The sequence below is a fragment of the Exiguobacterium sp. KJ 601 genome, from assembly GCF_027161185.1.
Lineage (GTDB): Bacteria > Bacillota > Bacilli > Exiguobacteriales > Exiguobacteriaceae > Exiguobacterium > Exiguobacterium profundum.
Genome location: NZ_JADHZG010000001.1, coordinates 611,901 through 637,908 on the forward strand (window position 1 = coordinate 611,901; position 26,008 = coordinate 637,908).

Annotated in this window: 28 protein-coding genes; 18 read left to right on the forward strand and 10 right to left on the reverse strand. The window is 45.8% G+C overall.

The annotated features are described in order from the left end of the window. Nucleotides 1–48 precede the first annotated feature (48 nt). From IRJ25_RS03180 to IRJ25_RS03235, 12 genes are all read left to right on the forward strand, one after another. Nucleotides 49–1,341, forward strand: coding sequence for a methyl-accepting chemotaxis protein (locus IRJ25_RS03180; RefSeq protein WP_269317771.1), 1,293 nt, complete (start codon nucleotides 49–51; stop codon nucleotides 1,339–1,341). Between the two features lie 236 nt (nucleotides 1,342–1,577). After that, entirely contained in the window at nucleotides 1,578–2,402 is an 825-nt protein-coding gene (locus IRJ25_RS03185; protein WP_269317772.1) for a flagellin N-terminal helical domain-containing protein, read from the forward strand. Nucleotides 2,403–2,545: 143 nt separating this feature from the next. Further along, a complete protein-coding gene (locus IRJ25_RS03190) occupies nucleotides 2,546–4,447 on the forward strand; it encodes a motility associated factor glycosyltransferase family protein (protein ID WP_269317773.1) in 1,902 nt (633 codons plus the stop codon). A gap of 59 nt (nucleotides 4,448–4,506) precedes the next feature. Beyond that, a complete protein-coding gene (pseB, locus tag IRJ25_RS03195; protein ID WP_159562659.1) occupies nucleotides 4,507–5,472 on the forward strand; it encodes a UDP-N-acetylglucosamine 4,6-dehydratase (inverting) in 966 nt (321 codons plus the stop codon). A 41-nt stretch (nucleotides 5,473–5,513) separates the two neighbouring features. Further along, entirely contained in the window at nucleotides 5,514–6,686 is a 1,173-nt protein-coding gene (gene pseC / locus IRJ25_RS03200; RefSeq protein WP_214690639.1) for a UDP-4-amino-4,6-dideoxy-N-acetyl-beta-L-altrosamine transaminase, read from the forward strand. Nucleotides 6,687–6,689: 3 nt separating this feature from the next. Next, nucleotides 6,690–7,433 carry a glycosyltransferase family protein gene (locus IRJ25_RS03205; RefSeq protein WP_269317775.1) on the forward strand — a complete coding sequence of 248 codons (744 nt, stop codon included), beginning with the start codon at nucleotides 6,690–6,692 and terminating at the stop codon, nucleotides 7,431–7,433. Between the two features lie 12 nt (nucleotides 7,434–7,445). Continuing rightward, a complete protein-coding gene (locus IRJ25_RS03210) occupies nucleotides 7,446–8,879 on the forward strand; it encodes a bifunctional UDP-2,4-diacetamido-2,4,6-trideoxy-beta-L-altropyranose hydrolase/GNAT family N-acetyltransferase (RefSeq protein ID WP_269317776.1) in 1,434 nt (477 codons plus the stop codon). 12 nt (nucleotides 8,880–8,891) lie between these two features. Then, nucleotides 8,892–9,908 carry a pseudaminic acid synthase gene (gene pseI / locus IRJ25_RS03215; RefSeq protein WP_269317777.1) on the forward strand — a complete coding sequence of 339 codons (1,017 nt, stop codon included), beginning with the start codon at nucleotides 8,892–8,894 and terminating at the stop codon, nucleotides 9,906–9,908. Between the two features lie 139 nt (nucleotides 9,909–10,047). Then, complete coding sequence (locus IRJ25_RS03220; protein ID WP_159562655.1) at nucleotides 10,048–10,404, forward strand: flagellar protein FlaG; 357 nt, start codon at nucleotides 10,048–10,050, stop codon at nucleotides 10,402–10,404. A gap of 15 nt (nucleotides 10,405–10,419) precedes the next feature. Next, complete coding sequence (fliD, locus tag IRJ25_RS03225) at nucleotides 10,420–12,069, forward strand: flagellar filament capping protein FliD (protein ID WP_269317778.1); 1,650 nt, start codon at nucleotides 10,420–10,422, stop codon at nucleotides 12,067–12,069. A 14-nt stretch (nucleotides 12,070–12,083) separates the two neighbouring features. Next, on the forward strand, nucleotides 12,084–12,458 hold the full coding sequence (gene fliS / locus IRJ25_RS03230) for a flagellar export chaperone FliS (protein WP_074036234.1): 375 nt from the start codon (nucleotides 12,084–12,086) through the stop codon (nucleotides 12,456–12,458). Then, a complete protein-coding gene (locus IRJ25_RS03235; RefSeq protein WP_159562652.1) occupies nucleotides 12,455–12,808 on the forward strand; it encodes a flagellar protein FliT in 354 nt (117 codons plus the stop codon). Before fliS ends, IRJ25_RS03235 begins: the two co-directional genes overlap by 4 nt. 34 nt (nucleotides 12,809–12,842) lie before the next feature. Here the strand turns inward: IRJ25_RS03235 and IRJ25_RS03240 are convergent, their stop codons facing one another. Next, nucleotides 12,843–13,220, reverse strand: a complete 378-nt coding sequence (locus IRJ25_RS03240) for a DUF3021 family protein (RefSeq protein WP_214816080.1) — start codon at nucleotides 13,218–13,220, stop codon at nucleotides 12,843–12,845. Nucleotides 13,221–13,380: 160 nt separating this feature from the next. Here IRJ25_RS03240 and IRJ25_RS03245 point away from each other — a divergent pair, with 160 nt between their 5' ends. Further along, nucleotides 13,381–13,563 (forward strand): hypothetical protein, encoded by a 183-nt coding sequence (locus tag IRJ25_RS03245; RefSeq protein ID WP_214690645.1) that lies wholly within the window; start codon nucleotides 13,381–13,383, stop codon nucleotides 13,561–13,563. A 138-nt stretch (nucleotides 13,564–13,701) separates the two neighbouring features. After that, nucleotides 13,702–14,328, forward strand: a complete 627-nt coding sequence (locus tag IRJ25_RS03250; protein WP_078147330.1) for a hypothetical protein — start codon at nucleotides 13,702–13,704, stop codon at nucleotides 14,326–14,328. Between the two features lie 149 nt (nucleotides 14,329–14,477). On the opposite strand, the gene IRJ25_RS03255 is transcribed toward IRJ25_RS03250, so the two are convergent. The 9 genes from IRJ25_RS03255 to IRJ25_RS03295 form a co-directional block, all read right to left on the reverse strand. Next, a complete protein-coding gene (locus tag IRJ25_RS03255; protein ID WP_078147329.1) occupies nucleotides 14,478–14,951 on the reverse strand; it encodes an AraC family transcriptional regulator in 474 nt (157 codons plus the stop codon). A gap of 99 nt (nucleotides 14,952–15,050) precedes the next feature. After that, nucleotides 15,051–15,551, reverse strand: a complete 501-nt coding sequence (locus tag IRJ25_RS03260) for a DUF1572 domain-containing protein (protein WP_264092775.1) — start codon at nucleotides 15,549–15,551, stop codon at nucleotides 15,051–15,053. Nucleotides 15,552–15,814: 263 nt separating this feature from the next. Further along, complete coding sequence (locus IRJ25_RS03265; protein WP_214816089.1) at nucleotides 15,815–16,480, reverse strand: DUF2225 domain-containing protein; 666 nt, start codon at nucleotides 16,478–16,480, stop codon at nucleotides 15,815–15,817. Nucleotides 16,481–16,489: 9 nt separating this feature from the next. Next, entirely contained in the window at nucleotides 16,490–16,933 is a 444-nt protein-coding gene (locus IRJ25_RS03270) for a YaaR family protein (RefSeq protein WP_074036246.1), read from the reverse strand. Between the two features lie 24 nt (nucleotides 16,934–16,957). Beyond that, entirely contained in the window at nucleotides 16,958–17,860 is a 903-nt protein-coding gene (locus IRJ25_RS03275; RefSeq protein ID WP_159562647.1) for a flagellin N-terminal helical domain-containing protein, read from the reverse strand. After that, nucleotides 17,844–18,224 carry a flagellar protein FliS gene (locus IRJ25_RS03280; protein WP_159562646.1) on the reverse strand — a complete coding sequence of 127 codons (381 nt, stop codon included), beginning with the start codon at nucleotides 18,222–18,224 and terminating at the stop codon, nucleotides 17,844–17,846. The genes IRJ25_RS03275 and IRJ25_RS03280 overlap by 17 nt, the downstream gene beginning before the upstream one ends. Continuing rightward, nucleotides 18,221–18,511: an EscU/YscU/HrcU family type III secretion system export apparatus switch protein gene (locus IRJ25_RS03285; RefSeq protein ID WP_047795070.1), complete on the reverse strand. Its 291-nt coding sequence runs from the start codon at nucleotides 18,509–18,511 to the stop codon at nucleotides 18,221–18,223. Before IRJ25_RS03285 ends, IRJ25_RS03280 begins: the two co-directional genes overlap by 4 nt. Before the next feature lie 9 nt (nucleotides 18,512–18,520). Continuing rightward, on the reverse strand, nucleotides 18,521–20,266 hold the full coding sequence (locus IRJ25_RS03290; RefSeq protein WP_269317779.1) for a hypothetical protein: 1,746 nt from the start codon (nucleotides 20,264–20,266) through the stop codon (nucleotides 18,521–18,523). Between the two features lie 74 nt (nucleotides 20,267–20,340). Continuing rightward, the gene (locus tag IRJ25_RS03295; RefSeq protein ID WP_269317780.1) at nucleotides 20,341–20,835 is read right to left on the reverse strand and encodes a competence protein ComK; all 495 of its coding nucleotides are present in this window, start codon (nucleotides 20,833–20,835) and stop codon (nucleotides 20,341–20,343) included. Nucleotides 20,836–21,106: 271 nt separating this feature from the next. Between IRJ25_RS03295 and cspD the strand changes: the two genes are divergently transcribed. The 4 genes from cspD to prfB all read left to right on the forward strand — a co-directional run bounded on the left by cspD (nucleotide 21,107) and on the right by prfB (nucleotide 25,991). Next, on the forward strand, nucleotides 21,107–21,304 hold the full coding sequence (gene cspD / locus IRJ25_RS03300) for a cold-shock protein CspD (RefSeq protein WP_012726946.1): 198 nt from the start codon (nucleotides 21,107–21,109) through the stop codon (nucleotides 21,302–21,304). 306 nt (nucleotides 21,305–21,610) lie between these two features. Further along, nucleotides 21,611–22,174, forward strand: a complete 564-nt coding sequence (hpf, locus tag IRJ25_RS03305; protein WP_012726945.1) for a ribosome hibernation-promoting factor, HPF/YfiA family — start codon at nucleotides 21,611–21,613, stop codon at nucleotides 22,172–22,174. A 139-nt stretch (nucleotides 22,175–22,313) separates the two neighbouring features. Then, nucleotides 22,314–24,836, forward strand: a complete 2,523-nt coding sequence (secA, locus tag IRJ25_RS03310) for a preprotein translocase subunit SecA (RefSeq protein WP_264092773.1) — start codon at nucleotides 22,314–22,316, stop codon at nucleotides 24,834–24,836. Between the two features lie 54 nt (nucleotides 24,837–24,890). Beyond that, nucleotides 24,891–25,991 (forward strand): peptide chain release factor 2, encoded by a 1,101-nt coding sequence (gene prfB / locus IRJ25_RS03315; RefSeq protein ID WP_264092772.1) that lies wholly within the window; start codon nucleotides 24,891–24,893, stop codon nucleotides 25,989–25,991. Nucleotides 25,992–26,008: the final 17 nt, after the last annotated feature.

The window sequence follows — 26,008 nt, forward strand, 5'->3', positions numbered from 1 at the left end:
AAATTGGACGATATAAGGAGTGATGAACACAATGAGGAGGAACAAACAGTGAAAGTATTTAAAAACTTTACGACGCAATTGCTCGCGTGGATTTTGGTCACGTCCTTTATCACGGGCGGAGCGGTCGGTTACATCACCCTATTACTCTTGACGGAACTCGAGATGGAAAAAGGTCAAGTCATGCTCGTCGGTACGGTCGTGGCATTACTCATCTCATCACTCGGCGGAATCGTTATTTACTTGATTGCCCGTCGTCCACTGAAAGCGGTCGAGATGGCTTCTGAAAAAGCTGTTGAAGTTGGGAATGGTGATTTGACGGTGCACTTCGCTGACGAGAAGACGACGGATCGTTCAGAGATGGGACGTCTACTCTTATCGATGGACAACATGGTCGAACACCTTCGGGAACAAGGCACGAACATGCGTTACACGGCGGACCAATTGACGGGTTCGGCACAGGAAATCGCAGCTTCAGTTCAAGAAGGGAACGTGGCGGGCGAAAGTATCCGTTCTGCGATGGATTCCCTCAACAAGATGTTAGAAGACAACGTCAGTGCGACGTATAACTCGATGGACTTGCTCGGAGCGGTCGCGCGTACGATGGAGAGCATCCGTCAAGAGATGTCATCGGCGCTTGATTCGGCGAGCGAGATGCAACAGGAAGCGGAGAGCGGGAAAGGTCTTGCCTCGTCTTCCGTCAATGCGATGCATGCGATTGCTGGGAAAGTGGAGCAATCATCAACACTTAACAGCCAGTTGACGGAAATGACAGGCGAGATCTCACGGATCACGGATGTCATCAGTGACATTTCGGCACAGACGAACTTGCTTGCCTTGAACGCATCGATTGAAGCGGCACGTGCCGGTGAGCATGGGCGTGGATTCGCTGTCGTTGCGGCAGAAGTGAAAAAGCTCGCGGAACAAACAGCGAACTCGACTCAAGAAATCACGGATCTCATCGTAGATGTGAAGCGTCTCGTTGGCGATACATCGTCTTCAATGGCGAACGTCAAAGCAGAAGTGGAGACAGGTGTCGGTTTAGTTGAAAAAGCAGGTGGTGCGTTCGCATCGATTCACAATTCCGCAAATGAAGTATACAGTCATGTCCATTCGGTCGATTCACTCCTTGATGAGTCACGTGGTCAGATCGATTCGGTTGTGACAAACTCGGCGGGCATCGTTGGCATGGTCGAAGAAGCATCGCGTTATGCGAATGAAGTGACATCAGCGGCGAGCCAGCAAGCGGCTAGTCTTGGTGAGGTGAACGGAGCGATGTCAGAGCTCGTTCGCGTCGCAGAGAGTTTGCAGAATGAGACGGAACAGATGAAAGTAGAAGTGTAAGAAGGTTGAAAACGTCCCAACGATGGGACGTTTTTCATTACATACATATAAAATTTGAAGAAATCATAAAAAAAGTTGTAAAAAGACTAAACTGACGAGCCTTCACTCCGATATAGAGTATGGAAACGATAAAACGTTCCAACAAATGTAAGGTGAGGGGCCGGCCTAAACCTTACATGCTCGGACAAACGGATTTGGAAGAGCGGAAAAACTCAAACCTATGGAGGGAAATTACAATGATTATCAACCACAACCTTAACGCAATGAACGCACACCGCAACATGTCGTTCAACACAACTAACTCTGGGAAGGCAATGGAGAAACTTTCTTCAGGTCTTCGCATCAACCGTGCTGGCGATGACGCTGCTGGTCTTGCAATCTCTGAAAAAATGCGTGGACAAATTCGCGGTCTTGATCAAGCGTCACGTAACGCACAAGACGGAATCTCACTCATTCAAACAGCTGAAGGTGCTTTGAACGAAACACACTCAATCCTTCAACGTATGCGTGAACTTTCTGTTCAATCGGCGAACGATACGAACACAAATGAAGATCGTGCTGAGCTTCAAAAAGAAGTATCAGAATTGACAAGTGAGATTTCGCGCATTGCGAATAACACAGAATTCAACACGAAAACATTGATGAGTGGCGGTTTCTCAGCAACTGGTTCTGGTCTTCAATTCCATATTGGTGCGAACGCTTCACAAAGTATTGAATTGACAATTGCAAACATGACAGCAACTGGACTTTCTGTAGATGGAGTTGACATTTCAACTCAAGCAGGTGCTGATACTGCAATCACAACAATCAACGATGCAATCAAAAATGTATCGTCTGAGCGTGCGAAACTTGGGGCGACACAAAACCGTCTTGAGCACACAATCAACAACTTGAACGTTGGTGCTGAAAACCTTCAAGCTGCTGAATCACGAGTCCGTGACGTAGATATGGCGAAAGAAATGATGAACTTTACGAAAAACAACATCTTGAACCAAGCTGCACAAGCAATGCTTGCTCAAGCTAACCAACAGCCACAAGCTGTACTTCAGTTGTTACGTTAAGATCAATTAAAACCATAAAAAAGGGAAGCAGACTTTACGTCTGTTTCCCTTTTTTTAAATAAATTTGTCAGTCTATCGATATTCATATATTGAAATTGTATACTATATACAGATTAACTTTTAAAACATAAAAGGAGAGCCTTATGTCGCAATTAAAAAATGTTATTAAAGAACTTCGAGACATCTCGAATCAACTAGCCTTACTCGCTAAAAATGAAGCGTGGGATGTCATAGATGAGATTGTGGGGATGATTCGACTCTTTGGAGAACAAATCCATTCCAATGGGATTCGGACGACAGAACATTTGTCGGAGCTTCAAGTAATAAAACAAGAGAATCCACAACTGTATACCAACATTGTCCATGATAATTTGCAATTATTAATTACAGAATATGAAGCGTTAATAGCGGTAGAACATCAAAATCAAATCGTCTTCCCGTTCCGCTACCATGAGAATGAGATGGCTCTTATAAAGCAGAGCGATAGTAGCCACTATTTTGTGAGTGAAACGCTTTTAGAGTTTGAGCGGTTGCAGGCCAAGATCGCTGATGAAACGGAAGCCATTATTCTATTGGGGTATGGGAGTGGGATGTTTCATGCTGAGTTCATAAAACAATATCATGTTTTAACGATTGATCCCTTCAACTTACCGTCAAACATTAAAAATGATTCGGTCTTGTCTTTTCTTGATTCGCAAGAAGACTATAAAACGTTATTGCAATCAAAGTTTCAATCTTTAATTGGCTTGAAAACGGAAGTCATAAAACATCCACTTTACGAAGATACCAAAGAGTTGCTTGAACTTTTAAAGCTAGTTCGGAACTACTTAAGTGAAAGCCGAATTGATTTAACGACACGCAAAGTATATACAGAGAGCTGGTATCAAGAATCATTTAAAAATGCAAGCTACCTAAACGAAAATACAAATCGTCTTCTCAACATAGATTGTCTGAGACACCGATATAAAGGAAATCATGCATTGATGATTGCGGGGGGGCCTTCTTTAGAGGAAGCTATTCCATATCTACAACAAGCGCAACAGGCCTACTACATTATCGCAATCGGCCAGACGGTCAAAGTACTGCTTGAAAACGGGATTCGTCCTGACTTTGTCATATCGATTGATGCAGGAGAAGCGAATGCTCACTTCTTTAACGATATTGAAATTGATGTCCCCCTTGTCTATTCTTTACAAGTCAATCATCAGATTCCGCAACGCGCAAAAGGACTGTTGATACCATATGCTGACGCACGGATTACTCAAGATTTGTTATCTTATTCAAAAACAGTGTTTAGTACTTATCCTACAGTAGCGTTAGCAGCGGTTGCCTTTGCGAACTATTTGGACTTTGATTCAATTGGATTGATTGGACAAGACTTGGCATTGCGAGAAGGTGAATATTATAGTGCTTCGGTCAAACAGGTTTCTTCTACGGATGGTCAATTGCATCATACTTTGTATGAAGTTCCGTTAAACAATGGTGAGATGGGGAAAACAACGCCGATTTTATTTGGTTTTTTGAGTGGTTACCAAACTCTAATCAAATCAAATAATGGATTATCCGAAAAATTAATTAATTATGCAGAATTCGGTGCTCGTATTGAAGGGACATTTTATAGAACTCTTAAAACATTGCAAACCGAACCAATCCAAAAGAGAAAACTTGAAATAAAAGACGAGGTAGATCTAAATATCCCTATTAAATATGTTCAGAACTTATTAGATAGTATTACGCATCGCCTGGAAATCCTAAAAAAGCGATTGTATCGTATTACTAATCAAAAAGCAGTAACTGTCGATGAATTTGAAAAAATATTACGGGATTGGGATGCGATGATTGAAGCACCATCTTTCCGAACACATATCATGCCGCTTCAACTCGTCAATTTATTAATCATTCAAAATAAAATTAAATTCCATAATCGATACAATCGAACGAGTGCATTACGTCTTTCGATTTTGTCGCGAATGTTTGAGTCGATTCAAGAACTACAAACTCAACTTCACACGATAAAACAAGCGTATGCAGAAACGATTAAGTAACAAGTAGCGCCAATCATATATTTATTAGACATTGTGCATGAGAGAGGAAGTATATAAGCATGTTTACAAATCAGACAATTTTAGTCACGGGTGGTACAGGATCTTTTGGGAAAAAATTCATCTCCACCGTATTAAAACAAAACGTAAAAAAGGTCATCGTATTTAGTCGTGATGAGTTAAAACAATATGAAATGGCGCAAGAATTTACAGATCCTCGGGTACGTTTCTTCATTGGGGATGTTCGTGATAAAGAACGTCTCTATCGTGCATTTGATGGAGTGGATATTGTCATTCATGCTGCAGCGCTCAAACATGTCGGAGCTTGCGAATATAATCCATTCGAGGCCGTAAAAACAAATATTCATGGTGCTCAAAATATTATTGAAGCGGCTATTGATCGTGGTGTTAAAAAAGTTATCGCACTAAGTACGGATAAGGCTGCAAGTCCGATTAACTTGTATGGTGCGACTAAATTGGCATCAGATAAATTGTTTGTCGCTGGTAACTCATATGCCGGGGATAAAGACACACGATTTGCTGTCGTTCGATACGGTAACGTCGTCGGAAGCCGAGGTAGTGTTGTGCCCTTCTTCAAGAAGTTGAAGCAAGACGGAGCAACGGTCATTCCAGTGACCGATGATCGGATGACTCGCTTTTGGATCACATTAGACCAAGGTGTCCAGTTTGTTATCGATAGTTTGACACGTATGAACGGTGGAGAGATTTTTATTCCGAAAATCCCAAGTATGTCGATTCTTGATTTGGCTGAGGCGATTGCTCCGGAGTGCGACATCAAAATTGTGGGGATTCGTCCAGGTGAGAAATTACATGAGGCAATGATTACGGAAGATGATGCACGACACACGTTAGAGTACGACGATTATTTTGTCATACAACCTGAGTTCCCTTGGTGGAGTGCAGAGTATTCAAATGGTGGAAAGTCGTTACCAGAAGGGTTTACATACGTCAGTAATGTAAACAATCAGTGGCTATCGGTCGATGAATTAAGAGAGTTAGTGAAGTGAGGAAGACGGCATCGTCATTTTTTGATGAGAGGAAGTTTAGAGTGATTGATCAACCTGTAAGAAACACGTTTCTGCCTTATGGCAGACAATGGATCGATGAAGAAGATATTCAAGCTGTGGTCGACACGTTACGAGGTGACTTTTTAACAACTGGTCCTGCTGTTGATGAGTTTGAACAAGCAATCGCTCAGTATGTTGGAGCTCGCTATGCTGTCTCCTTTTCTAATGGGACGGCCGCCCTACACGGTGCCTGTTTTGCAGCAGGGATTGGTGAGGGGGATGAAGTCATCACCACCCCGATGACTTTTGCAGCTAGTGCGAATTGTGTTCTTTATCAAAAAGGAATACCTGTATTTGCTGACATTGATCCAACTACGTATAACTTAGACCCGAATGCGATTGAACAAGCCATCACTCCACGCACAAAAGCCATCATCCCTGTCCACTTTACAGGTCAACCTGCAGCGATGCAGGAGATTCATCGAATTGCCGAACAACATGACTTAGTCGTCATTGAAGATGCGGCTCATGCGTTGGGTGCCACCTATCAAGGGAAACGAATCGGTGCACTAAGTGATATGACGATGTTTAGTTTTCATCCTGTTAAACATATTACTTCGGGTGAAGGTGGAATCATCACGACAAATGATGAAGTGTATTATCGTAAATTATTACAATTTCGGACCCATGGAATTACAAAAAGTGCTGAACAGTTAGTTGATCACCATGGTCCTTGGTACTACGAAATGCAGTTTTTGGGTTTCAATTATCGAATGACAGATATTCAAGCTGTCCTTGGAACAAGCCAATTGAAGAAGATTGAACGATTTATTGAGTTACGAAAATACTATGTTTCTTTATATAATGAGGCATTTCGCGAGTTATCTGAAATTACGATACCGCATCAAGATGAAAGTGGAGAGTCCAGCTGGCACTTATATATCATTCGCTTAAATCAAAACCGGTTAAACGGTTCACGGAAAGAACTGTTTGAGGCCTTATTAAATGAAAACATCGGAGTCAACGTCCACTATATTCCTGTTCATTGGATGCCATATTATCAAGAGCTAGGGTATGAAAAAGGGATTTGTCCACACGCAGAAACGCTATACGAAGATATCATTACACTCCCTCTATTTCCTGCGATGACTGAGGAAGATGTGTACGATGTGATCGATGCGGTGAAAAAAGTGTTAAAACGATATGGGAAGTGAAAAATGGCTATGAAAACGGTGGCGATTATTCAAGCACGGATGGGCTCAACGAGGCTTCCTGGGAAAGTATTGATGAAACTGCAAGGCCGCACGGTGCTTGACCATGTTATTACTCGAGTAAAACAATCGAAATTAATTGATGAAATCATCGTTGCAACGACAACTTTGAGTGAAGACGATGTATTGTCGGAGGAAGCAAAGCGATATGGTGTTCGTGTGTATCGAGGAAGTTCAGATAACGTACTGAGTCGATACTATGAGGCAGCTATGGAAGCCGAAGCTGATGTGGTGATTCGAATCACTTCAGATTGTCCCTTGATAGATCCTTTCATTATCGATCATGTGATTCAACAATACCGCGACACAACAAACCATCTTGTGACAAATGTAGGGACCAAGCCAAGTGAGCGAACGTTTCCAAGAGGTCTAGATGTAGAAGTGTTTTCATTTGAATCCCTCTTCGCTGCTTATCATCATGCAACAAAAGATTATGAGCAGGAACATGTCACCCCGTTAATCTATGAACAGCATCAACATAATGTATCTTGTTACGACAATGAAACAAACTATTCTCAGCATCGGTGGACGTTGGATACACCTGAAGACTTGAAATTGATTTCTGAAATTTATAGTCGTCTTTATAAGGGAGAGCATGACTTTTATTTAGAAGACATTATTCGGCTATTTAAGGAAGATCCTCAATTAATTGAGATTAATAAGCATATTGAACAAAAAGTAATAAGATAAGAGGGACACATTATGAAAGTCATGATTTTTACGGAAGGTGGAAAAAGGACGGGATTTGGACATCTGACAAGGTGTATTGCTTTATATGATGAAGTGAAACGGAGAGGGATAGAAGTTGAGTTAATTGTTCAAAGTGATGTAGATTTGAGAAACTTGGTTGGGGACCGGTATTGTACAATCATCAATTGGTATATCGTCGATTATTTGTATAGAGTCGTTCAATCTGATTTTTATTGTATCGTTGATTCATACATCGCTACGAGAGATTTATATCAAGTAATCGCTCAACGTTCAAAATCAGCTATCTTTTTAGATGATACAAATCGTATTCATTATCCTGATGGGATTGTAGTCCACCCTTCTCTAAGTACAAATGATGTACCCTCCGGAAGTTTAGCTGGACCAAAATATATCATTTTACGAGACGCGTTTCGAGAAGAGGTACGTCCTTTTATCCGGCAGGATGTAACCAATGTTTTGATTACTGTAGGTGGTACGTTACAACCTTCACTTATCCAATCCATTGTCCATCTCATTTGTTTTAAGCATCCAGAAATTACTTTTCATATTTTAATTGGAGATAAGTATGACCCTATTCTTGAACGAGAACTATTGTCCGTGTCTAATATTATTCTGCATCGATATGTACCCAGTCATGAAATGAAACGATTGATGAGTTGTTCAGATTTAGTGATTACCGCTGCTGGACAAACCATCTATGAATTGATTATCTCGGGAGTACCATTTGTTCCAATAAAAATCGCTGAAAACCAAGAGCGAAACATGCTTGCGTTACGCAGTAGAAAATTAATTTCTTCAAATGTGACATGGGAATCTTCAACATTTGCTCAAGATTTACAGACTGAGTTTAAAAGAATGCTCCCAATGCATATTCGAACTAAGCAAACGATGAATTATGATGGACTATTAGATGGAAACGGTCCTCTTCGAATCATTGATTCGTTGCTTTATAACAAAGGAAATAATTTGTTTTTAAGAAAAGCAACGCTACAAGATTCTCGTCAAGTTTTTGAACTATCCAACCAGAAATATGTTCGTAAGTATTCAATCAATCAAAAGTCAATTTTATGGGAAACACATCAAATTTGGTACAAAAAAGTTTTATTGTCGAAACAATATCTTTTTTTGATTGTGACGGATTATTCGAATCAAGTATTAGGTCAAATTCGATACGAACGAATAACTAACCATGCGGTCATTAGTATCAGCTTATCGGAAAGATTGATAGGAAAAAGAGTCAGTCAACCACTGATTCAACAAAGTCTAATGATGGTTCAACAAGTTTTGAAAGATGTTCGTGAGATAAAAGCCTATATTTCAAATGAAAACATTGCATCGAAGAAGGCGTTCGAAAGAGTAGGCTTTGAGATGAAAGCTCACGAAGATGATAATAAACTACTCACATACATATATAAAATGGAATAAAGGTGACACTTCATGAATCTTTCGAAACAAGTATTTATCATTGCCGAACTATCTGCTAATCATGGCAGTAGTATTGAAATCGCAAAACAGACAATGAAAGCAGCGAAAGAAGCAGGTGCTGATGCAATTAAAATTCAAACATATACACCTGACACGATTACAATCGATAGCCGTAAAGAGTACTTTCAACTAACACAAGGTACAATCTGGGATGGTCGCACACTTTATGACTTGTACCAAGAGGCCTATACACCGTGGGAGTGGCATAAAGAGTTGATGGACTATGCAAAAGAGTTGGATATTATTTGCTTCTCAAGTCCTTTCGACCCTACTGCTGTGGATCTATTAGAAAGCTTACAGGTACCTGCGTACAAAATCGCTTCATTTGAAATCACTGATCTACCACTCATTGAATATGTTGCCTCCAAGAACAAACCAATCATCATCTCAACTGGAATTGCAACGCTTCAAGAAATTGAAGATGCAGTATCCGTCTGTCGTAAAGTTGGAAACGAGCAAATCATATTATTGAAATGTACGTCAGCCTATCCAGCAAAAGTTGAGGATGCGAATCTCGTAACGATACAAAATATGAAAGAGACTTTCGGTGTCGAAGTCGGATTATCGGATCACACGCTTGGAATCACTGCACCGATTGTGTCCGTTGCATTGGGAGCGAAGGTGATTGAAAAACATTTTATTTTAGATAAATCAATTGGCGGCCCAGATGCTAGTTTTTCTTTAGAGCCTCATGAGTTTAAAGCGATGGTCGATTCTGTTCGAGAAGCGGAACAAGCACTAGGTCGCGTCGACTATCAATTAAATGAGAAAAAAGTGAAGAATCGTGAGTTCGCTCGTTCGTTATTTGTTGTGAAAGATATTCAAGCTGGGGAAGTCTTCACGACTGAACATGTCAGGTCCATTCGTCCGGGACATGGATTAGCTCCGAAACATATCGATTCCATTCTTGGTAAAGTGGCAAGAAAAGATATCGAGCGTGGAACACCAATGAGTTGGGATTTGATTTAATAAAGTAAATAAGATGATTGTCGAGGCAACGGATTACGTTGTCTCTTTATTATGTGTGAGAAAAAAGAAGAAACTTAAGGAAAAAGTATTTTGACCGATATAAGAAATGAGACCATAACATGTGAGGGAGTAGAAGACTATGAATCCGACCATTTCTGAAGTCAGACTTCACTTGCCTTCTTCTGTATTACCGTATGAGCAAACTAAAAATGTGTTCGTTGAGGCCAATCAAACTCAACTCGCCGATGAAGGTATTGTTATTCTTCCGACGCCTCAACACATTACAAAGTTAGAGGCAGCGGTCGAGAAGGCGAATCAAGTCCTTGAAAAGCAACGTACCGGCTTGAAATTTATGAAGCACGAAAAACTGAATGATTATTATATTCAAATCGTCGATGCGAACAATGAAGTAATCCGTGAAATCCCAAGTAAAAAATCAATGGATTTCTTTGCGGCGTTTATGGAGTTTAATCATTTATTCGACGAACGGATATAAAAAAGGAGTGGGCATATGACATCACCAATTCGATTTGGCGGATTAGCCAGTGGAATCGATACCGATAGTATCATTAAACAAATGATGCAAGCAGAACGAATTCCAGTAGATCGTTTAGAACAGAAAAAACAATTGACCGAATGGCGGCGTGACTCTTATCGTGAGGTCAACCGTTCACTGTTAGCATTACGAAACAGCGCGGTCGATATGATGTTCAGCCGAAACTATTACGCAAAAACGGCTTCATCCTCTGATGAATCGCGTGTATCTGTCGTTGCAGGTCCATCAAGTGGAAACGCTTCGCTTACTATCAATTCAGCGACGTTGGCTACCTCGGCTTCTCATGTAGCGGTGGCAAATGGTGGAGGCATCACAAATGACACGGCAGTTTCGACACTCGGGTTAGAGGTTGGCATTCGGAAACAAACGTTAACTGCGGGAACAACTGAACTCGTAGTGAAACCGCTACCGAATAATCCGCCAACTTTTACGGACAAAGATGGTAATGCGATTTCGTTAGCACATACGTACGATGCGGCAACTGGGAAGATTACGTTCGATAGTGGAGTGACAATCCCTGAAGGTGCACAAGTCGTGTATGAAGCTGGCTATCAAGTTCGTTTCCGTAACGAAGACGGTGGAGCTTTACAGACAGTATACGTTGATGAGAATGCTAAGTTTAAAGATCTCGTTACCGCGTTGAATGGCACGAAGACGGGAATTAGTGCGTTCTTTGATCAAACTTCAGGGCAGATTTCATTAACACGTAAAGACACGGGCGTGAAATCGATTATCGAATTTGAAGGCACTGCAGCTAAAGCACTATTTGGTTTAAATGGATCCGTAGCCGGGACGAATGCATCTGTGGATGTGAACGGCATTACGTTGACCCAAAGTTCAAACACCTTTACGATTGATAATATGACCATCACATTGAAGTCCTCATTCAATGATGGCACTAAAGTAAACTTGTCTTCTGCGACAGACACTCAAAAAATCTTTGACGGAATTAAAGGGTTCGTTGATAAATACAATGAGACCATCGACCTCATGAACAAAAAGACACGAGAAGAACGATTCCGTTCGTTTTCACCGTTGACTCAAGCTCAACGTGATGAGTTATCTGAAGACGAAATCAAGAAGTGGGAAGAAAAAGCGATGAGCGGTATGCTTCGCGGGGATACGATTTTACGCGGAACCATGGACAATCTTCGGAGCAAATGGTCGAGTGCTACTGCTGCATCGAATGACATCGACATGTCACGATTGTTCCAAATCGGTCTTTCGACTGGAGCGGATTTCACCAATGGTGGTAAAATCGAACTCGATGAAGAAAAGCTAAAAGCGGCTATCGAAAAAGATCCGGAGCAAGTATATCAGTTGTTTACAGATGCTGAAACTGGATTATTGCCACAAATCCGAGATGCTGCCAAAGATTCGCGCGATACGATTACACGAATCGCAGGAGCGGAAGGTTCTGGCGCACAAACCCATTCGATGGGGAAAGAAATGACCGATATTGATTCGCGTATCAAGCGGTTAAATGATTTACTCGTCGATAAAGAAAACGCCTATTACCGTCGTTTCACAGCGATGGAAACAGCGATGAACCAAGCGAATGCTCAAGCGGCATCACTGTCACAGTTTTTAGGCGGAGGCATGTAAGAGGAGGAGTTTAAATGGTAGCCAATCCATATGCAGCATATCAAAACAATGCGGTCACGACCGCAAATCCACAGGAACTGACGCTTATGCTTTATGACGGAGCGCTCAAGTTCATGCGCCTCGCCAAGCTTGCAATCGATCAAGGTAACCCTGATTTAAAGAACGTCAACATTCAAAAGACGCAAGCTATTTTTCGGGAACTTCGTCTGACACTCAATAAAGACATCGCTGTCTCAGCGAACTTAGATTCGCTCTATGACTACATGTGGCGCCGCCTCGTTGATGCGAACGTCAAGAACGATACAGCTATCCTTGACGAGGTACTTGATTTTACGACCGAACTACGTGATACGTGGAAGGAAGCGATGAAACTCGCGAAGCAGTCATGAGACCGATTGATGAAATCATCTTAAAGACGCAACGCTTGAAAGAACTGCTCGCACAAGTCCCGGAAGAACCGACGTATGATACATGGATGGAACAAATCCATGAGCTCTTGGATGATCGGGAACAGTTGCTCGCAGCACACGGTCCCGATTTGGAAAAAGCCGATCAAACGGTCCTCAGGCAACTCGTCGACGACAGTCAAAAGATTTCTCGTCTAATTGAAGCCGAGCACCAGCGTCTAGGGATGACGCTAGGGACAGCCCGGATGGAACGGAAGACGGTCAAATCATATGTCGACCCATATGAAGACGTCGATTCTAACTTTTCTGGTCTATTCGACCAGCAGACGTAAAAAGCTCGAAGGCATATGCCTTCGAGCTTTTGTGTTAAGAGGCTTTGACTTGTCGACGCATGCGGATGATGAAATAAGAAGCGGTAAATAAAATCAGACCACTCACCGTGAAGTTTAAATAGAGACGTGCGGCATCTTGAAACGATGTGATTGGCGTAGACCGACCGAACCATAGAAGTGGTAGGATTGTCACGTGCATAACGCTCCAATGAATGAAGATTTGTTTCTTGAACGACCACTGTTTGACTTCATAAATAACGCTTGTGAGCCCGAGGAAGAAGGCGACTCCTGCGTAGATGAACATTCCATGCACAGCCTCTGCATTCCCTGACCAACCTTGATAGAGAGCAAGTATCGCGAATGGCAACGACCAAATGAGACTCCGAAGTATTCCTTTTTTCAATAGTTGCATATGAATCTTCCTTTCATCGAATCGTTGTAAATGTATACGGCTGTGGAAAGGAAAAGTTTCATATAAAGGGTATAGATGAAATGACGTCTGTTTTCCGCTATAATCGGGTAAACATCAATGTAGCCGTTGCTTCTTTTCTGGAAAGAGGGAGGGAAACGAGATGCGTGAGAAAGAGTCTAAGATATCGTCACGGAAGCGCCGTTATTTCGTCTATGGTCCAGAGGGAGCGTACGATGAATACGTGGAACGGGACCCGAAACTTGAAGCGTACGTCGAGGACGATACGCCGTTTGAGGATCGTCCTGACCCATACGAGGAAGAAGAGCTGAAATCAAGAGGATAAGTATACATGTCAAGGTCCGATTATGGACCTTGACTTTTATTTTACCTGGAACTTTTTCTTAATACGGTTCGGTTTGTCAATTCGTTATATTCGTCTTAACCACAACATCACTTGGATTAAGAAAAGGGAGAGATGAAGATGAACATGAAACGATTTGGCTTACTGGTGGCGGTACCGCTCGCACTACTTGTCGGTTGCGGGGAAGCAGACGAACTGAAGACGACGGCGACGGATACGGAAGAAGTGGTAGAGGCGGAAGCGAACGTACCAGAGGAGACGACTGTTGAAGAGACGGACGTCCAAGAAAGTGAACTCGGTACGAACAAGATCTACATGAAGAATAAGGCACTCACGATCACGGAGACGATGGGTCCGATTCAATTCGCCATCGACAAAGTACAGACGTCACGCCTCACGGTCGCAGAAGCTTATAGCGACTCATTCGATGGACAAGAAGAGGTGACGGTCGTCGCGATGAACATGTTGGTCGAGAATACGGTCGACGAGACGATGAGCTTCCATCCGAACCAGGCAACACTGGTGACGAACACAGGGGAACAGGTGTCTTCGGATTTATGGTTCTCAGATGACGTCGGTGGAGAATTTTTAGGAAAGGTGAAGAAAGAAGGGAACGTCCTCTTCTTCGTGAAAGCAAAACCAGAAGAGCTGACGGACTTGAAAGTCGTCATCGATGGACCATTCAACGAGAACTTCGACAAAGTGGCAGAAGACCGCTACGAATATACACTTAACGTGACAAAATAAGACTAGGCGTGCCGAATAAAATCGGTACGCCTAGTCTCATGGTTGATTATTACTACACAATAAGCATAGTGGTTAGCATAGAGAACATAAGAAGGGATTCTCATATTTTGAGAGTTCCTTGTATCTTAATTTTTTCATTTTGTAAAATCTTAATTCTTAATGGGTACATATAAATCGACTTTAGATTTTCCGTCGGGATCTTCAGCTGGATTGTTCAAATTGAACTCCAAGGTATTTCTAGATTCGTCCACTGAATATTCGCGCTCTAGTAACCATTCTTCAAAAATATATTTATACGTCTCACTCAGTTTTTCTGGAGTATCGTAGAAATGGTGCACGATGTATTGACCACCTTCTAGCATTTTAAATTGTATCTCCCCGTGCCCTGTTTTATCAAAGTTTTTAGGAACTGTGACACAAGCATCATGTCTACATTCATGAGGATCAACATCGTTCGGATTATCTAATGAAATACCGATAAATTGACTTGATGGAGGGTAAAGGTTGTGTTCCGTCGCCCAATGTATTAATTTCCCCCAATGTTCTTGTGGTTCAAAATAGCTACCCGTACGTCTGATAAATGCAATTTCAGTTTCAGGTAATTGCTTTAAAGTCATATCCATTTTGTAACCCCCATTAAAGTTGACTGATTCAATTGTCTTGATGTCCAAAAAAGTGCTTCATTGAAATAATATCTCGTTGAAGTGTTGCAACAGGAATTGTTATTTACGCTGATGCGGCAACGGAATCGACAACACATCCCAGTCGCTCCCGGCGAATAGCTTCGACAGATAGACGATTTGTCCGACATGATACCCATAATGCGACACTTGGCGTTCGATCGCGTCAATCACGGAATGGGCTTCCCCTCGAATCATCACGTTCTTCCCTAAGTCATCTGGTGTCAAATCAGCTAAAACATTATCCAACAGTTGCCAACGCTCGTCCCAAACCTCCATGAGCTCCGCACGGGATAGCTGCTGGTCCTCGAACTCGGCGTCCCGGTCACGGTCCGGCTTCTCGCCGTCTGTCGTCAAAAAATCGGTCCAACGCGACTTCATGTTATTCGCCATGTGCTGGATGATCAAGGCGAGCGAGAGTGTGTCCGACGCAAGTGTCTTGTGCAGGTCCTCTTCACTCACTTGGACGAGCGCGCGCTCAGCGAGTTGTTTCTGGCTTTTAAACGTAGCACGTACGGTATCGAGATATTGCGTTTCAAACATGAAAAGATCCTCCTCTTCGTATGTATCTGCTTTGAATATACCCCATATCTATCCCACTAAAAATTAAATTAATGTTATAGCAATTGAGATTCCATGGGATACATCCTGCAAGACGTCACCGCATAGTCGACATGAGGGTACTGGGTAGTCAATGTTGCGTGGATCTCTTATTCATCAATTGTGTTGATTGCATTTGTCCGTGAGTGGAAGAGCGCGATTTTTTGTATTCAAAAAGTGTGAGACACAAGGTCCCACACTTCTGATTAGGCATGTTCCAATCGAAACTCTTCCCAATGATCACGGGCCTGGTTCCGGATGCGCTCCGATACTTCCTTACTGTTGAGGAGAATCCCATACCAGCGACGCGCGTCCTCGTAGTAGTCGAGCGCGGCCGACAAATCGGCAATCCGCAACATGAGCTGGTCGTACGGTAATCCGGTCCGAATCGGGTCTGTATAGGCTTCTTGCACCTCATTGTATTTATCGAGCGTTCGCTGCATCCATTCTTTTTCAGACGCTACATCCCCAATCAATCGATACATCCATACGATTCGCATCCCGAGCATAGCGATGACAGATGGTTTTTGTCCGCTCAATTGGGCCGTCATGACGGCGAACTTATAGAGAAGGATGACGTGCTCATATGAACGGTCGCCTTTCAACACATCCGGATTCACTTGATTGAAGTAGTTCGTCTCAAGCGCTTCTCGGTTATGTTTGCGCACCTTGTCGAACGAGTCGTGGAAGACGAGGTGACAATGGTCACAGACGGTCGGTTCGTATAAATAAGGATTCGGTCCATCATACGTTGTGTAGCCATCCTTCTCAACTTCGAGTGGACGGATGTGACGTGATAAGACACGGTTCGTCTTACTTTCTTGTAAACAATACGGACATTTGACTTTCTTCAAAAACAAATGTTCTGCCATCTCGACACCTCACACATAGACATTGACGAGCAATCCGCGAATTTCACCGACTTGGTCGAGTAGGGAAAGGCGAGAGGCCTCACCCGAGATGACCTGATCTGTCAGCGCGAGGAGTTTTTGGTCGACTTGTTCGACGACCTTATAAATCTTCGCGCGCCCGCGGCGATTGAATCCGCGTTTATCTTCGAGACGGAGTGCCGCGTCTACGGCCTCTTTCATAAAGTCTTTAATCATTTGTTTGTATTCGGCAAGCGCTTCGACAGTCTGACTTTCAGCTAGAAGTTCTCCTTGTTCATGAATCGCAGCGATTTGACGTTGGAAGCGTTCATGCTCTCGATCTTCGCGCTTCTGACCGATCACATTTTGGAAGGAGACACCGGGTTCGACTTCGGCGCGCTTTGCCTTACTTGAGCCGAGGAGCGATTGCGTCTCCATGATGCGACGAATGTCCATATGGGCAACCGTCCTTTCTTTAGGTTAGTTCAATAATTGTAACACGCCTTGCGGCAATGCGTTCGACTGGGCAATCATCGCCATGCCGGACTGGTTCAAAATGTTTAGACGTGCGAAGTCCATCATTTCACGGGCCATGTCGGCATCACGGATTCGTGACTCAGACGCCGTTAAGTTTTCTGAGCCGATGGCGACGACGCTGACGTTCGCCTCCAAGCGATTTTGGATGGCTCCGAGTTTTGAACGTTCGAGTGACACTTTGTTGATGGCTGCATCGAATTTTGAAATGGCATCACCCGCATCCTCAGGTGTCAATACACTCAATGCATAATACGTTTCAGTAGGTGTCGTCGAATCGTTGTCATGGTCGACGGCAGGAAGTTCTCCGCCACCGGGTGTCGTCATCGTGATATTGAGTGCATGGGCACGCATATCTTCCACATTTAAGATGACGGCTTCATTGTTACCTGCACCGATTTGGAAGAATAACGTATTATTGCCTTGCATGTATTCGCCATTCATAATTTTCTTTGAGTTGAATTCCGTCGTTTCGGCAATTCGTGTCACTTCGGCAGTCAACGCGTTAATTTCTTCCTGGACAGCTTTGGCGTCGTCTTCACTGAGCGTTCCATTTGCTGATTGAACCGATAATTCACGCATCCGTTGGAGAAGGGCGTGTGTTTCGTTCATCCCGCCTTCGAGTGTCTGCGTGAGTGAGATACTGTCGAGCGTGTTGCGTTCTGCCATCGAGAGCGAGTCGAGGCGCATCCGCATTTTCTCTGAGATGGCGAGTCCTGCCGCATCATCAGATGCCTTGTTGATGCGAATCCCACTTGAGAGGCGATCCATCGTTTTTTTCATTGACGCTTGATTCAGGGAAAGAGATGTATACGCTTTTAATGCTTGGACGTTATTCGTAATTTTCATAACGGTTTCCTCCAGTCGTGACAGGTTGGGTCTTGGCACGCTCCATTGCTTCACCCCATGTTTGATCGAGGTCACTTGCGAGCGTATGTAGTTCGGCGATTTTTTCCTTATCCTGGTCGATGATAGCTTCGACGCTTGCGTTTGCCATATATAGATAAATTTCATCCAGTTGAGCCGCGATAATCCCGCCGCCGTCATGGAGTCCTTGGTGAAGTTTGACTAAAAGTTCACGGGCTTGGCGAAGATGACGGTTTCGTTCGGCAATCGTCGAATCTTGCGCATGTTTATAGTGATAGACGAGTGCGTGAAGCATCGCCTGAGTCAGCTCTTCCGGCCTCATTTCATATAATTGGGTTGAATTCATCTTTGTTCTCCTTTGATCGAATCAAGTTCCTCTATCAACAACAACACTTCTGCCATCACATCATAAAGTTGGGGTGGGATGGCGTCTCCTAGATCAAGGTCGAGCAAATGGCCAAGCAAGGAATGGTCGTTCTCGACCGCTACTCCTCGGGCACGTGCTTCCTGTAAAATCTTTTCAGCGACGGCTCCGGTCCCGCGGGCGACGATGACGGGCGCTTTATCCGTCGTTTCATCATAGCGGACGACCGCGGCCGTCTTACGTTTCGTCAAATCCATGCGTTGGTACATCGGGACCTCCTAAATTCTAAAGTCATATCCTGTCGTCGGTGCTACCGTAGGCTCTTCGATGACACGATCAGCTTTCGTGAGCGGTTTGAACTGGGTCGTCACACTCTTATATCCAATTGTCTCGAGCGTTTGTTCGATTTTCCCGAGAAGGGGACGAGCGAGTCGCTCGACCGTCGAATCGTCGTGCTCGAGTGTGAGTCGGAGGTTTCGATCTTTTGCTTCGAGTTTGACACCAATTTCTCCAAGACGTGGGGTCTCTAAACGAATGTAGAGGACACTGTTCTCCCAGTCGACAACGTCCCCGGCCTCCCGGTTTTGGATATGAACATGGATTCCGGTGTCGATCTCTTGAACTTTTGCCGGTAGGGCGAACAAGAGTTGATGGAGCTGACCGCCATCAAGGCGGTTGAGCGTCTGTTGGACTTGGAAGAACGAGGCGAGGCGTTGCGCCTCGGGGTTCGTCGTATCTCCACGTACCGATAAAGCTGATGTCGGCGTATTGGACGTCGCTTGGGCGAGCTGTGCCTGTGTCTGCACACGTTGCGCTACTTCCTGGATGTGTCGTCCAGATAATGTCGAATCGAGCTTGAGTGGCGCGACGGTCGGCATCTCGCCGGCACGTGTCGCCCCGTGTGGGATATATTCGATGCGTGTCTGGTTCGGCGCATAACGGAAATCATTCAGTGCCGCTCGGACCTCTTTGACGAGTGTCGCACTCTCTTGTGGTTTCGTCGCAAGCAACGACAACGCGACGTCGAGTTTGGCCGTCATGGCGACCAATTGCTTCTCTTGAGTCACGTCGGTATGAAGCAAGGCGTCCGTCTTTTGGACGAGTTGTGTCAGACGGGTCGAGACGGTCTCGAGGGCAGGGCGTGCCGCATGCGGGTTCGTCTCGATCAACGTAGCAACTTGTCCGAGTTGTTTCGTGACGGTCGCCTGCTCGTTTCGGAACGTGTTCGTGACGGTCGCTAGATGTGACGTCACTTCCTTCACCATCACTTGCTTCCCGTTGATTGGAGGAAGCGGCATCGCTTGGCGCGATTCAGATTCAATCGGACGCGATGATATCGGTGTCGTCGGCGTGAGGTCACGGATGACCCGGTCAATCGTTTCCGGTGTCGGCGTGACGCGTTCACTCACGGGACGTGACAGATTGACGAGTTCGACATACCGCTCTTTTTGTGGGTAAGGAGCGTTCGGCGCCGGCGGTGTGATCTGTTGTTTCGCTTCGTTCAAAGAGAGGACGGCGATTTCCCGAGCCATCTCACGAGGAACGGTCGGAGTGTCGAGCGTCTTCAAATGTAGGATGACGTCCCGCATGTCCCCTTTGAACGCCGTCTCGAGAAGGCGTACCGTGTCTTCGTTCATCGGCAAGCGTCCGGATTGTAGCAGACGGCTGACCGCGCTTCGTACTTCAGGTGGAAGGGAAGCGAGGAGCGTCTGAATCTTCGCATCAAGCTTTGACGACGCGGACGCAGGTGGTGCGGATTCAAGTGTCTCTTCCTTTGGAGGAACGACGGTCGCCATCAAGACGCCGTCCTGTTCGGCGAGCGTCACTTGGAACGGGTTCGTTTTCGGAAGCCCATCTTTAAATGTGACCTCGACTTCTTCACCGTTGATCTTGACAATCGCGGAGTCGGGTCCTGTTTGTTTGACGAGTTCGGCCTTGTACGTCCGGTTCGTCTGGATGCCTGGTAAGACCGAACTGACGGCGGTCGCTTGGGCTTGAATTTGCATGTTTGTCACCTCGACCATAATATCGACCTCTTTTTAAAAAAATGAAGCGATACAATAGAAAAAAACCTTCCGTCTTTTCGACGGAAGGCGTGTCAGGACTCGAGCACGGGGTTCGCGTTCAATTGTTGGAACCGGGCGACAAGTTCACCTGTCGCTTTGAGCTGGTTCCGGAGGACGTACGGTGTTGCGTTCGTTTGGATTTGATGTCCATCAGTCGTGAGGACAAGCCCGTTCGGCTCACCCTCAATGTTCAGTATGTCTCGAATATGGGACCAGGCATACCATTCACAATCGTCTCGTTTTGGAGACTTCGTCGGGAAGAAGACGAGTCCAGTTGTCGGTTCAATCACGACAGGGACTTTCCCTTTTACGCCGGCGACGCGTTTGGCGATGAAGATTCTTTCCTCGATCGAGCTGTTGTACTGGCGGCAAGAAAGTTGCAACAACTGGTACGGCCGGAGCGGGGTTGAAATCTCGGTGCCATCCTCGAGAATGACCCGTGACTGCTTCATGATGTCAAAGCAAGGGAGAATCGCCACGGTTCGCTTTGTGATGCGATATTTTTCCTCAGAATAGTAGGAGCGCATACGCTGCACCATCCTCCTCGTATTAGATTTTCAGGATCGGCTAAAGACAAACGGCACAAACCTAAATCATCCCTTCAATGATATATCACAAAAAATGTAAATTCAACAAGACAATATGAAAAGTAGGGAAATATAATTCCAATGAAAGCCAAATGACGAAACGTTTACAAATATTTGAGAAAGTATTTGTCACGCTTACAAGAAGGTGGTAAGATTAGCCGTAGAGGACAATCCTCTGTATTCTCCAATGGTGAAAGGAATGGATTTACACATGGTAGGTAAAGTAAAATGGTTTAACTCAGAAAAAGGTTTTGGATTCATCGAAGTTGAAGGCGGCAAAGACGTGTTCGTACACTTCTCAGCAATCCAATCTGAAGGCTACAAATCACTTGACGAAGGTCAAGATGTAGAGTTTGAAATCGTTGATGGCGAGCGTGGCCCACAAGCGGCTAACGTTGTAAAATTATAATTTCAAACCACGAAGCCGGCTCCCTTTGGAGTCGGCTTTTATTTTTTCTACATAATAAAAAAAGGCGTTTAAAAATGAATGGAATGGGTATTTTCTTTCTATACCTTTCGCTCGTTCTAGGAAATGTTGAATTCGGAACAAAATTGTCATTATTTTCTGATGATAACGTTTTCAATCGCGGCGTTTTCGGGGTATAATATGAGTGAGCCACCTGGTTCCCCTTTCTTTTTTAAGAAATGAAGCAGGAGATTCCGTCTCGTTCGACGAATCATTGGTTCAAGCGGTTATTTCTAAGGAGGAGTTCAGATGATTTATAACATTCGCGGCGAAAACATTGAGGTCACACCAGCAATCAAAGACTATGTCGAGAAAAAGCTGGAGAAGTTGACTCGGTATTTCACAACTCCTACGGATGCACAGACGGCTTACGTCAACTTGAAAGTGTATAACGAGAAACAAAAAGTGGAAGTGACGATCCCGATGCCGAACTTGTTGCTCCGTGCTGAGGACATCAACCTCGACATGTATGCGGCAATCGACCTCGTCGTCGATAAATTGGAACGTCAAATCCGTAAACACAAAACGAAACTCAACCGTAAAGGACGCGGGAAAGAAGGTGGCGTCGGCGAGTACTTCAAGTCTTTAGAAGGACCTGATGATACACCGGCCGTCTACGATGAGGACGAGGCAGAACTCGAACTCGTGCGGACGAAACGCTTCACGTTGAAACCGATGGACACGGAAGAGGCGATTCTTCAAATGGATATGCTCGGTCACAGCTTCTTCGTCTTCTCAGACGCAGAAACGGGCAACACGAACGTCGTCTACCGTCGTAAAGATGGGAAGTACGGCTTGATCGAACCTGAATAATAAACTTGACACTACACGACCTCCCGGCTTCGGGGGGTCGTTTCCTTTTGCCTTTCCTTGAAAGGTGGCACCACTTCGGTTAAACTGTACATTAGGGAAAAAACATGCATTTTTTAGTGAGTGCAGAGGAGATATGAGTATGGCGAACTTTTTGAAAGAGTTATTTGCTCCACAGAAACGAATGTTGAAAAAAGCAGAGAAAGCGGCCGACTTGATCGAGTCGTTCGCCGAACCAATCAAAGCATTGTCCGACGAACAGCTTCAGGCGAAGACGGAAGAGTTCCGGGAACGTCTGGCAAAAGGCGAGACACTTGACGACCTCTTGCCGGAGGCGTTCGCGGTCTGTCGTGAGGCATCGGAGCGTGTGCTCGGGATGCGTCATTACCGTGTCCAGCTCATCGGGGGCTATGTGCTCCATAACGGCGACATCGCCGAAATGAAAACCGGTGAAGGGAAGACGCTCGTCGCGACACTTCCTGTCTACTTGAACGCGCTTACTGGCCGTGGCGTACACGTCGTAACGGTCAACGAATATTTGGCGAAACGAGATAAAGAACTCATGGAGCCGCTCTACTTCGCACTCGGTCTTTCAGTCGGCCTCAACGTGTCGAACATGGACCGTGTCGAGAAACAAGCGGCCTATAATTGTGATATCACGTACTCGACGAACAACGAGCTCGGATTCGACTACCTCCGTGACAACATGGTCCTTTATAAGGAAGACCGTGTTCAACGTGAGCTCTACTACACGATTGTCGATGAAGTCGACTCGATCCTCGTCGATGAGGCGCGTACTCCGCTCATCATCTCGGGATCGGCTCAAAAATCGACCGAACTCTACACACGCGCGGATGCGTTCGTCCGTACGTTGAAAGAGGAAGACGATTACACGGTCGACGTGAAGACGAAGTCGGTCCTCTTGACGGACCAAGGGGTCGACCTCGCCGAGAAGTTCTTCGGCATCGACAACCTGTTCGCAATCGAACACGTCGCCGTCAACCACCACGTCGGACTCGCCCTTCGTGCGAACGCGGTCATGCATCACGATATCGACTATATGGTACGTGAGGGGCAAGTCATGATCATCGACCAATTCACGGGTCGTGTCATGGACGGACGCCGCTACTCGGAAGGTCTTCACCAGGCGATCGAGGCGAAAGAAGGCGTCGAGATTCAACGCGAATCGATGACGCTCGCGACGATCACGTATCAGAACTACTTCCGGATGTACGAGAAGCTTGCCGGGATGACCGGTACGGCGAAGACAGAGGAAGAAGAGTTCCGTAACATCTACAACATGCAGGTCGTGACGATCCCGACGAACAAACCGATCCTTCGCGATGACAAGGCAGACCTCATCTTCAAATCGATGGAAGGCAAGTTCAAAGCCGTCGTCGAGGAGATTTCGGCAGTCCACGCGACGGGCCAACCAATCCTCGTCGGTACGGTCGCCGTCGAGACGTCTGAATACTTGAGCAAGCTTTTGACGAAGAAGAAGATTCGTCACGATGTCTTAAACGCGAAGAACCACGCGCGTGAGGCGGAAATCATCGAGAACGCCGGTCAAAAAGGTTCCGTCACGATTGCGACGAACATGGCCGGTCGTGGTACCGACATCAAGCTCGGAGAAGGTGTCATCGACCTCGGTGGTCTTTACATCATCGGGACAGAGCGTCACGAATCACGCCGAATCGATAACCAGCTACGTGGTCGTGCGGGCCGTCAAGGGGACCCGGGTAAATCCCAGTTCTACTTGTCACTCGAAGATGAGCTCATGCGTCGCTTCGGAACGGATAGCCTCCAAAGCATGATGGAGCGTCTCGGGATGGATGACACGCAACCGATTGAGAGCCGCATGGTCTCGAAAGCGGTCGAGTCAGCGCAAAAACGTGTCGAAGGAAACAACTACGATGCGCGGAAGCAGCTTCTCGGTTACGACAACGTCATGGCCGACCAACGGAAGGTCATGTATAAGGACCGTTCGAGCATCCTCGAGAACGAGTCGGTCACGGATATCGTTCGTTCGATGATGGCGCAGACGGTCGAACTCGGTGTCGGCCAATACACGCCGATCGAACTCGTACCGGAAGAATGGAACATCGACGAGCTCGCGCACTGGGCCAACCAGACGCTCGCGCTCGAGAAGACGGTCGAAGGCAAAGACTTCTACGGCAAAGAGCGTGAAGAAATCATCGAGCTTCTCATGGAGCGCGTGAACGAGCAGTACGAGGCGAAACGTGAACTCGCGCCACCGGAACGCTTCAATGAGTTCGAGAAGATCATCGTGCTCCGTGCCGTCGACTCGCACTGGATGTCCCATATCGACCATATGGACCAGTTGCGTCAAGGGATTCATCTCCGCGCCTACGGACAGAACGATCCGCTTCGTGAGTACCAAGCGGAAGGGATCAACATGTTCGACGCGATGAATGCGGCAATCGCAGAAGAAGTGACAGGCTTCGTCCTTCGTGCCGAAGTCGGGGACAACCTCCGACGCGAGAAAGTCGTCGAAGAGGAAGTTGCCGTCTCTGGCAAGAGCGATGCACCGGTCAAGAAGAAACCGGTCCGTCGTTCGAAAGAAGACAGCATCGGCCGGAACGACCCGTGCTGGTGCGGTTCTGGTAAGAAGTTCAAGAACTGTCACGGTAGACAACAGGCTTAATTATTGAAGAGGCGGGTCCGCTCGCCTCTTTCCTACGGAAAGGTGAATCACACTATGGAAATTTCAGATATTCGGAACGAACTAGAGGCGATGGCGAAACGCCTCGAGAATTACAGAGCGTCTCTCAACTTGACAGAGAAGGAAGCACGTATCGCCGAGCTCGAGAACGAGATGACGTATCCTGACTTCTGGGACAACCAGGAGAAGGCTCAAAAAGTCATCGACGAGTCAAACGGTCTCAAAGCGATGGTCGACAAGTATCAAGACCTCGCGAACCAACATGAGGACGGCGAAGTGACGCTCGAACTCATCAAGGAAGAACCGGACGCCGAGATGCAAGAAGAGCTTGGGGAATCGATTCAAGCGCTCAAGAAGGAGTTTGATGACTTCGAACTCGAGATCCTCTTGAACGGACCATATGATGCGAACAACGCCATCCTTGAATTGCACCCAGGTGCGGGCGGTACCGAGTCACAGGACTGGGCATCGATGCTCCTTCGGATGTATCAACGTTTCGCGGACAAACAAGGCTGGAAAGTCGAAACGGTCGATTACCTCCCGGGTGAAGAGGCGGGCGTCAAGTCGGTCACGCTCCGCATCATCGGACATAACGCATACGGCTACTTGAAAGCGGAAAAAGGGATTCACCGTTTAGTCCGCATCTCGCCGTTTGATTCGTCAGGTCGTCGTCACACGTCGTTCGTGTCATGTGACGTCATGCCGGAATTCGATGACGACATCGAGATCGAAGTACGGACAGAGGACCTCCGCATCGACACGTACCGCGCGTCGGGTGCCGGCGGTCAGCACATCAACACGACGGACTCTGCCGTCCGAATTACGCACGTGCCGACGGGTGTCGTCGTGTCATGTCAGACTGAGCGCTCACAGATCAAGAACCGTGAGTCGGCGATGAAGATGTTGAAAGCGAAATTGTACCAACGCGAACTCGACGAGCAGCAACGCAAACTCGACGAGATCCGTGGGGAGAAGACGGACATCGGTTGGGGTAGCCAAATTCGTTCGTATGTCTTCCACCCGTACTCGATGGTCAAAGACCACCGGACGAACTATGAGGTCGGAAACACGAGTGGGGTCATGGACGGGGATGTCATGCCGTTCATCGATGCCTACCTTCGTAAAACAAATATGTGATGCATGTGGCTCAAAGA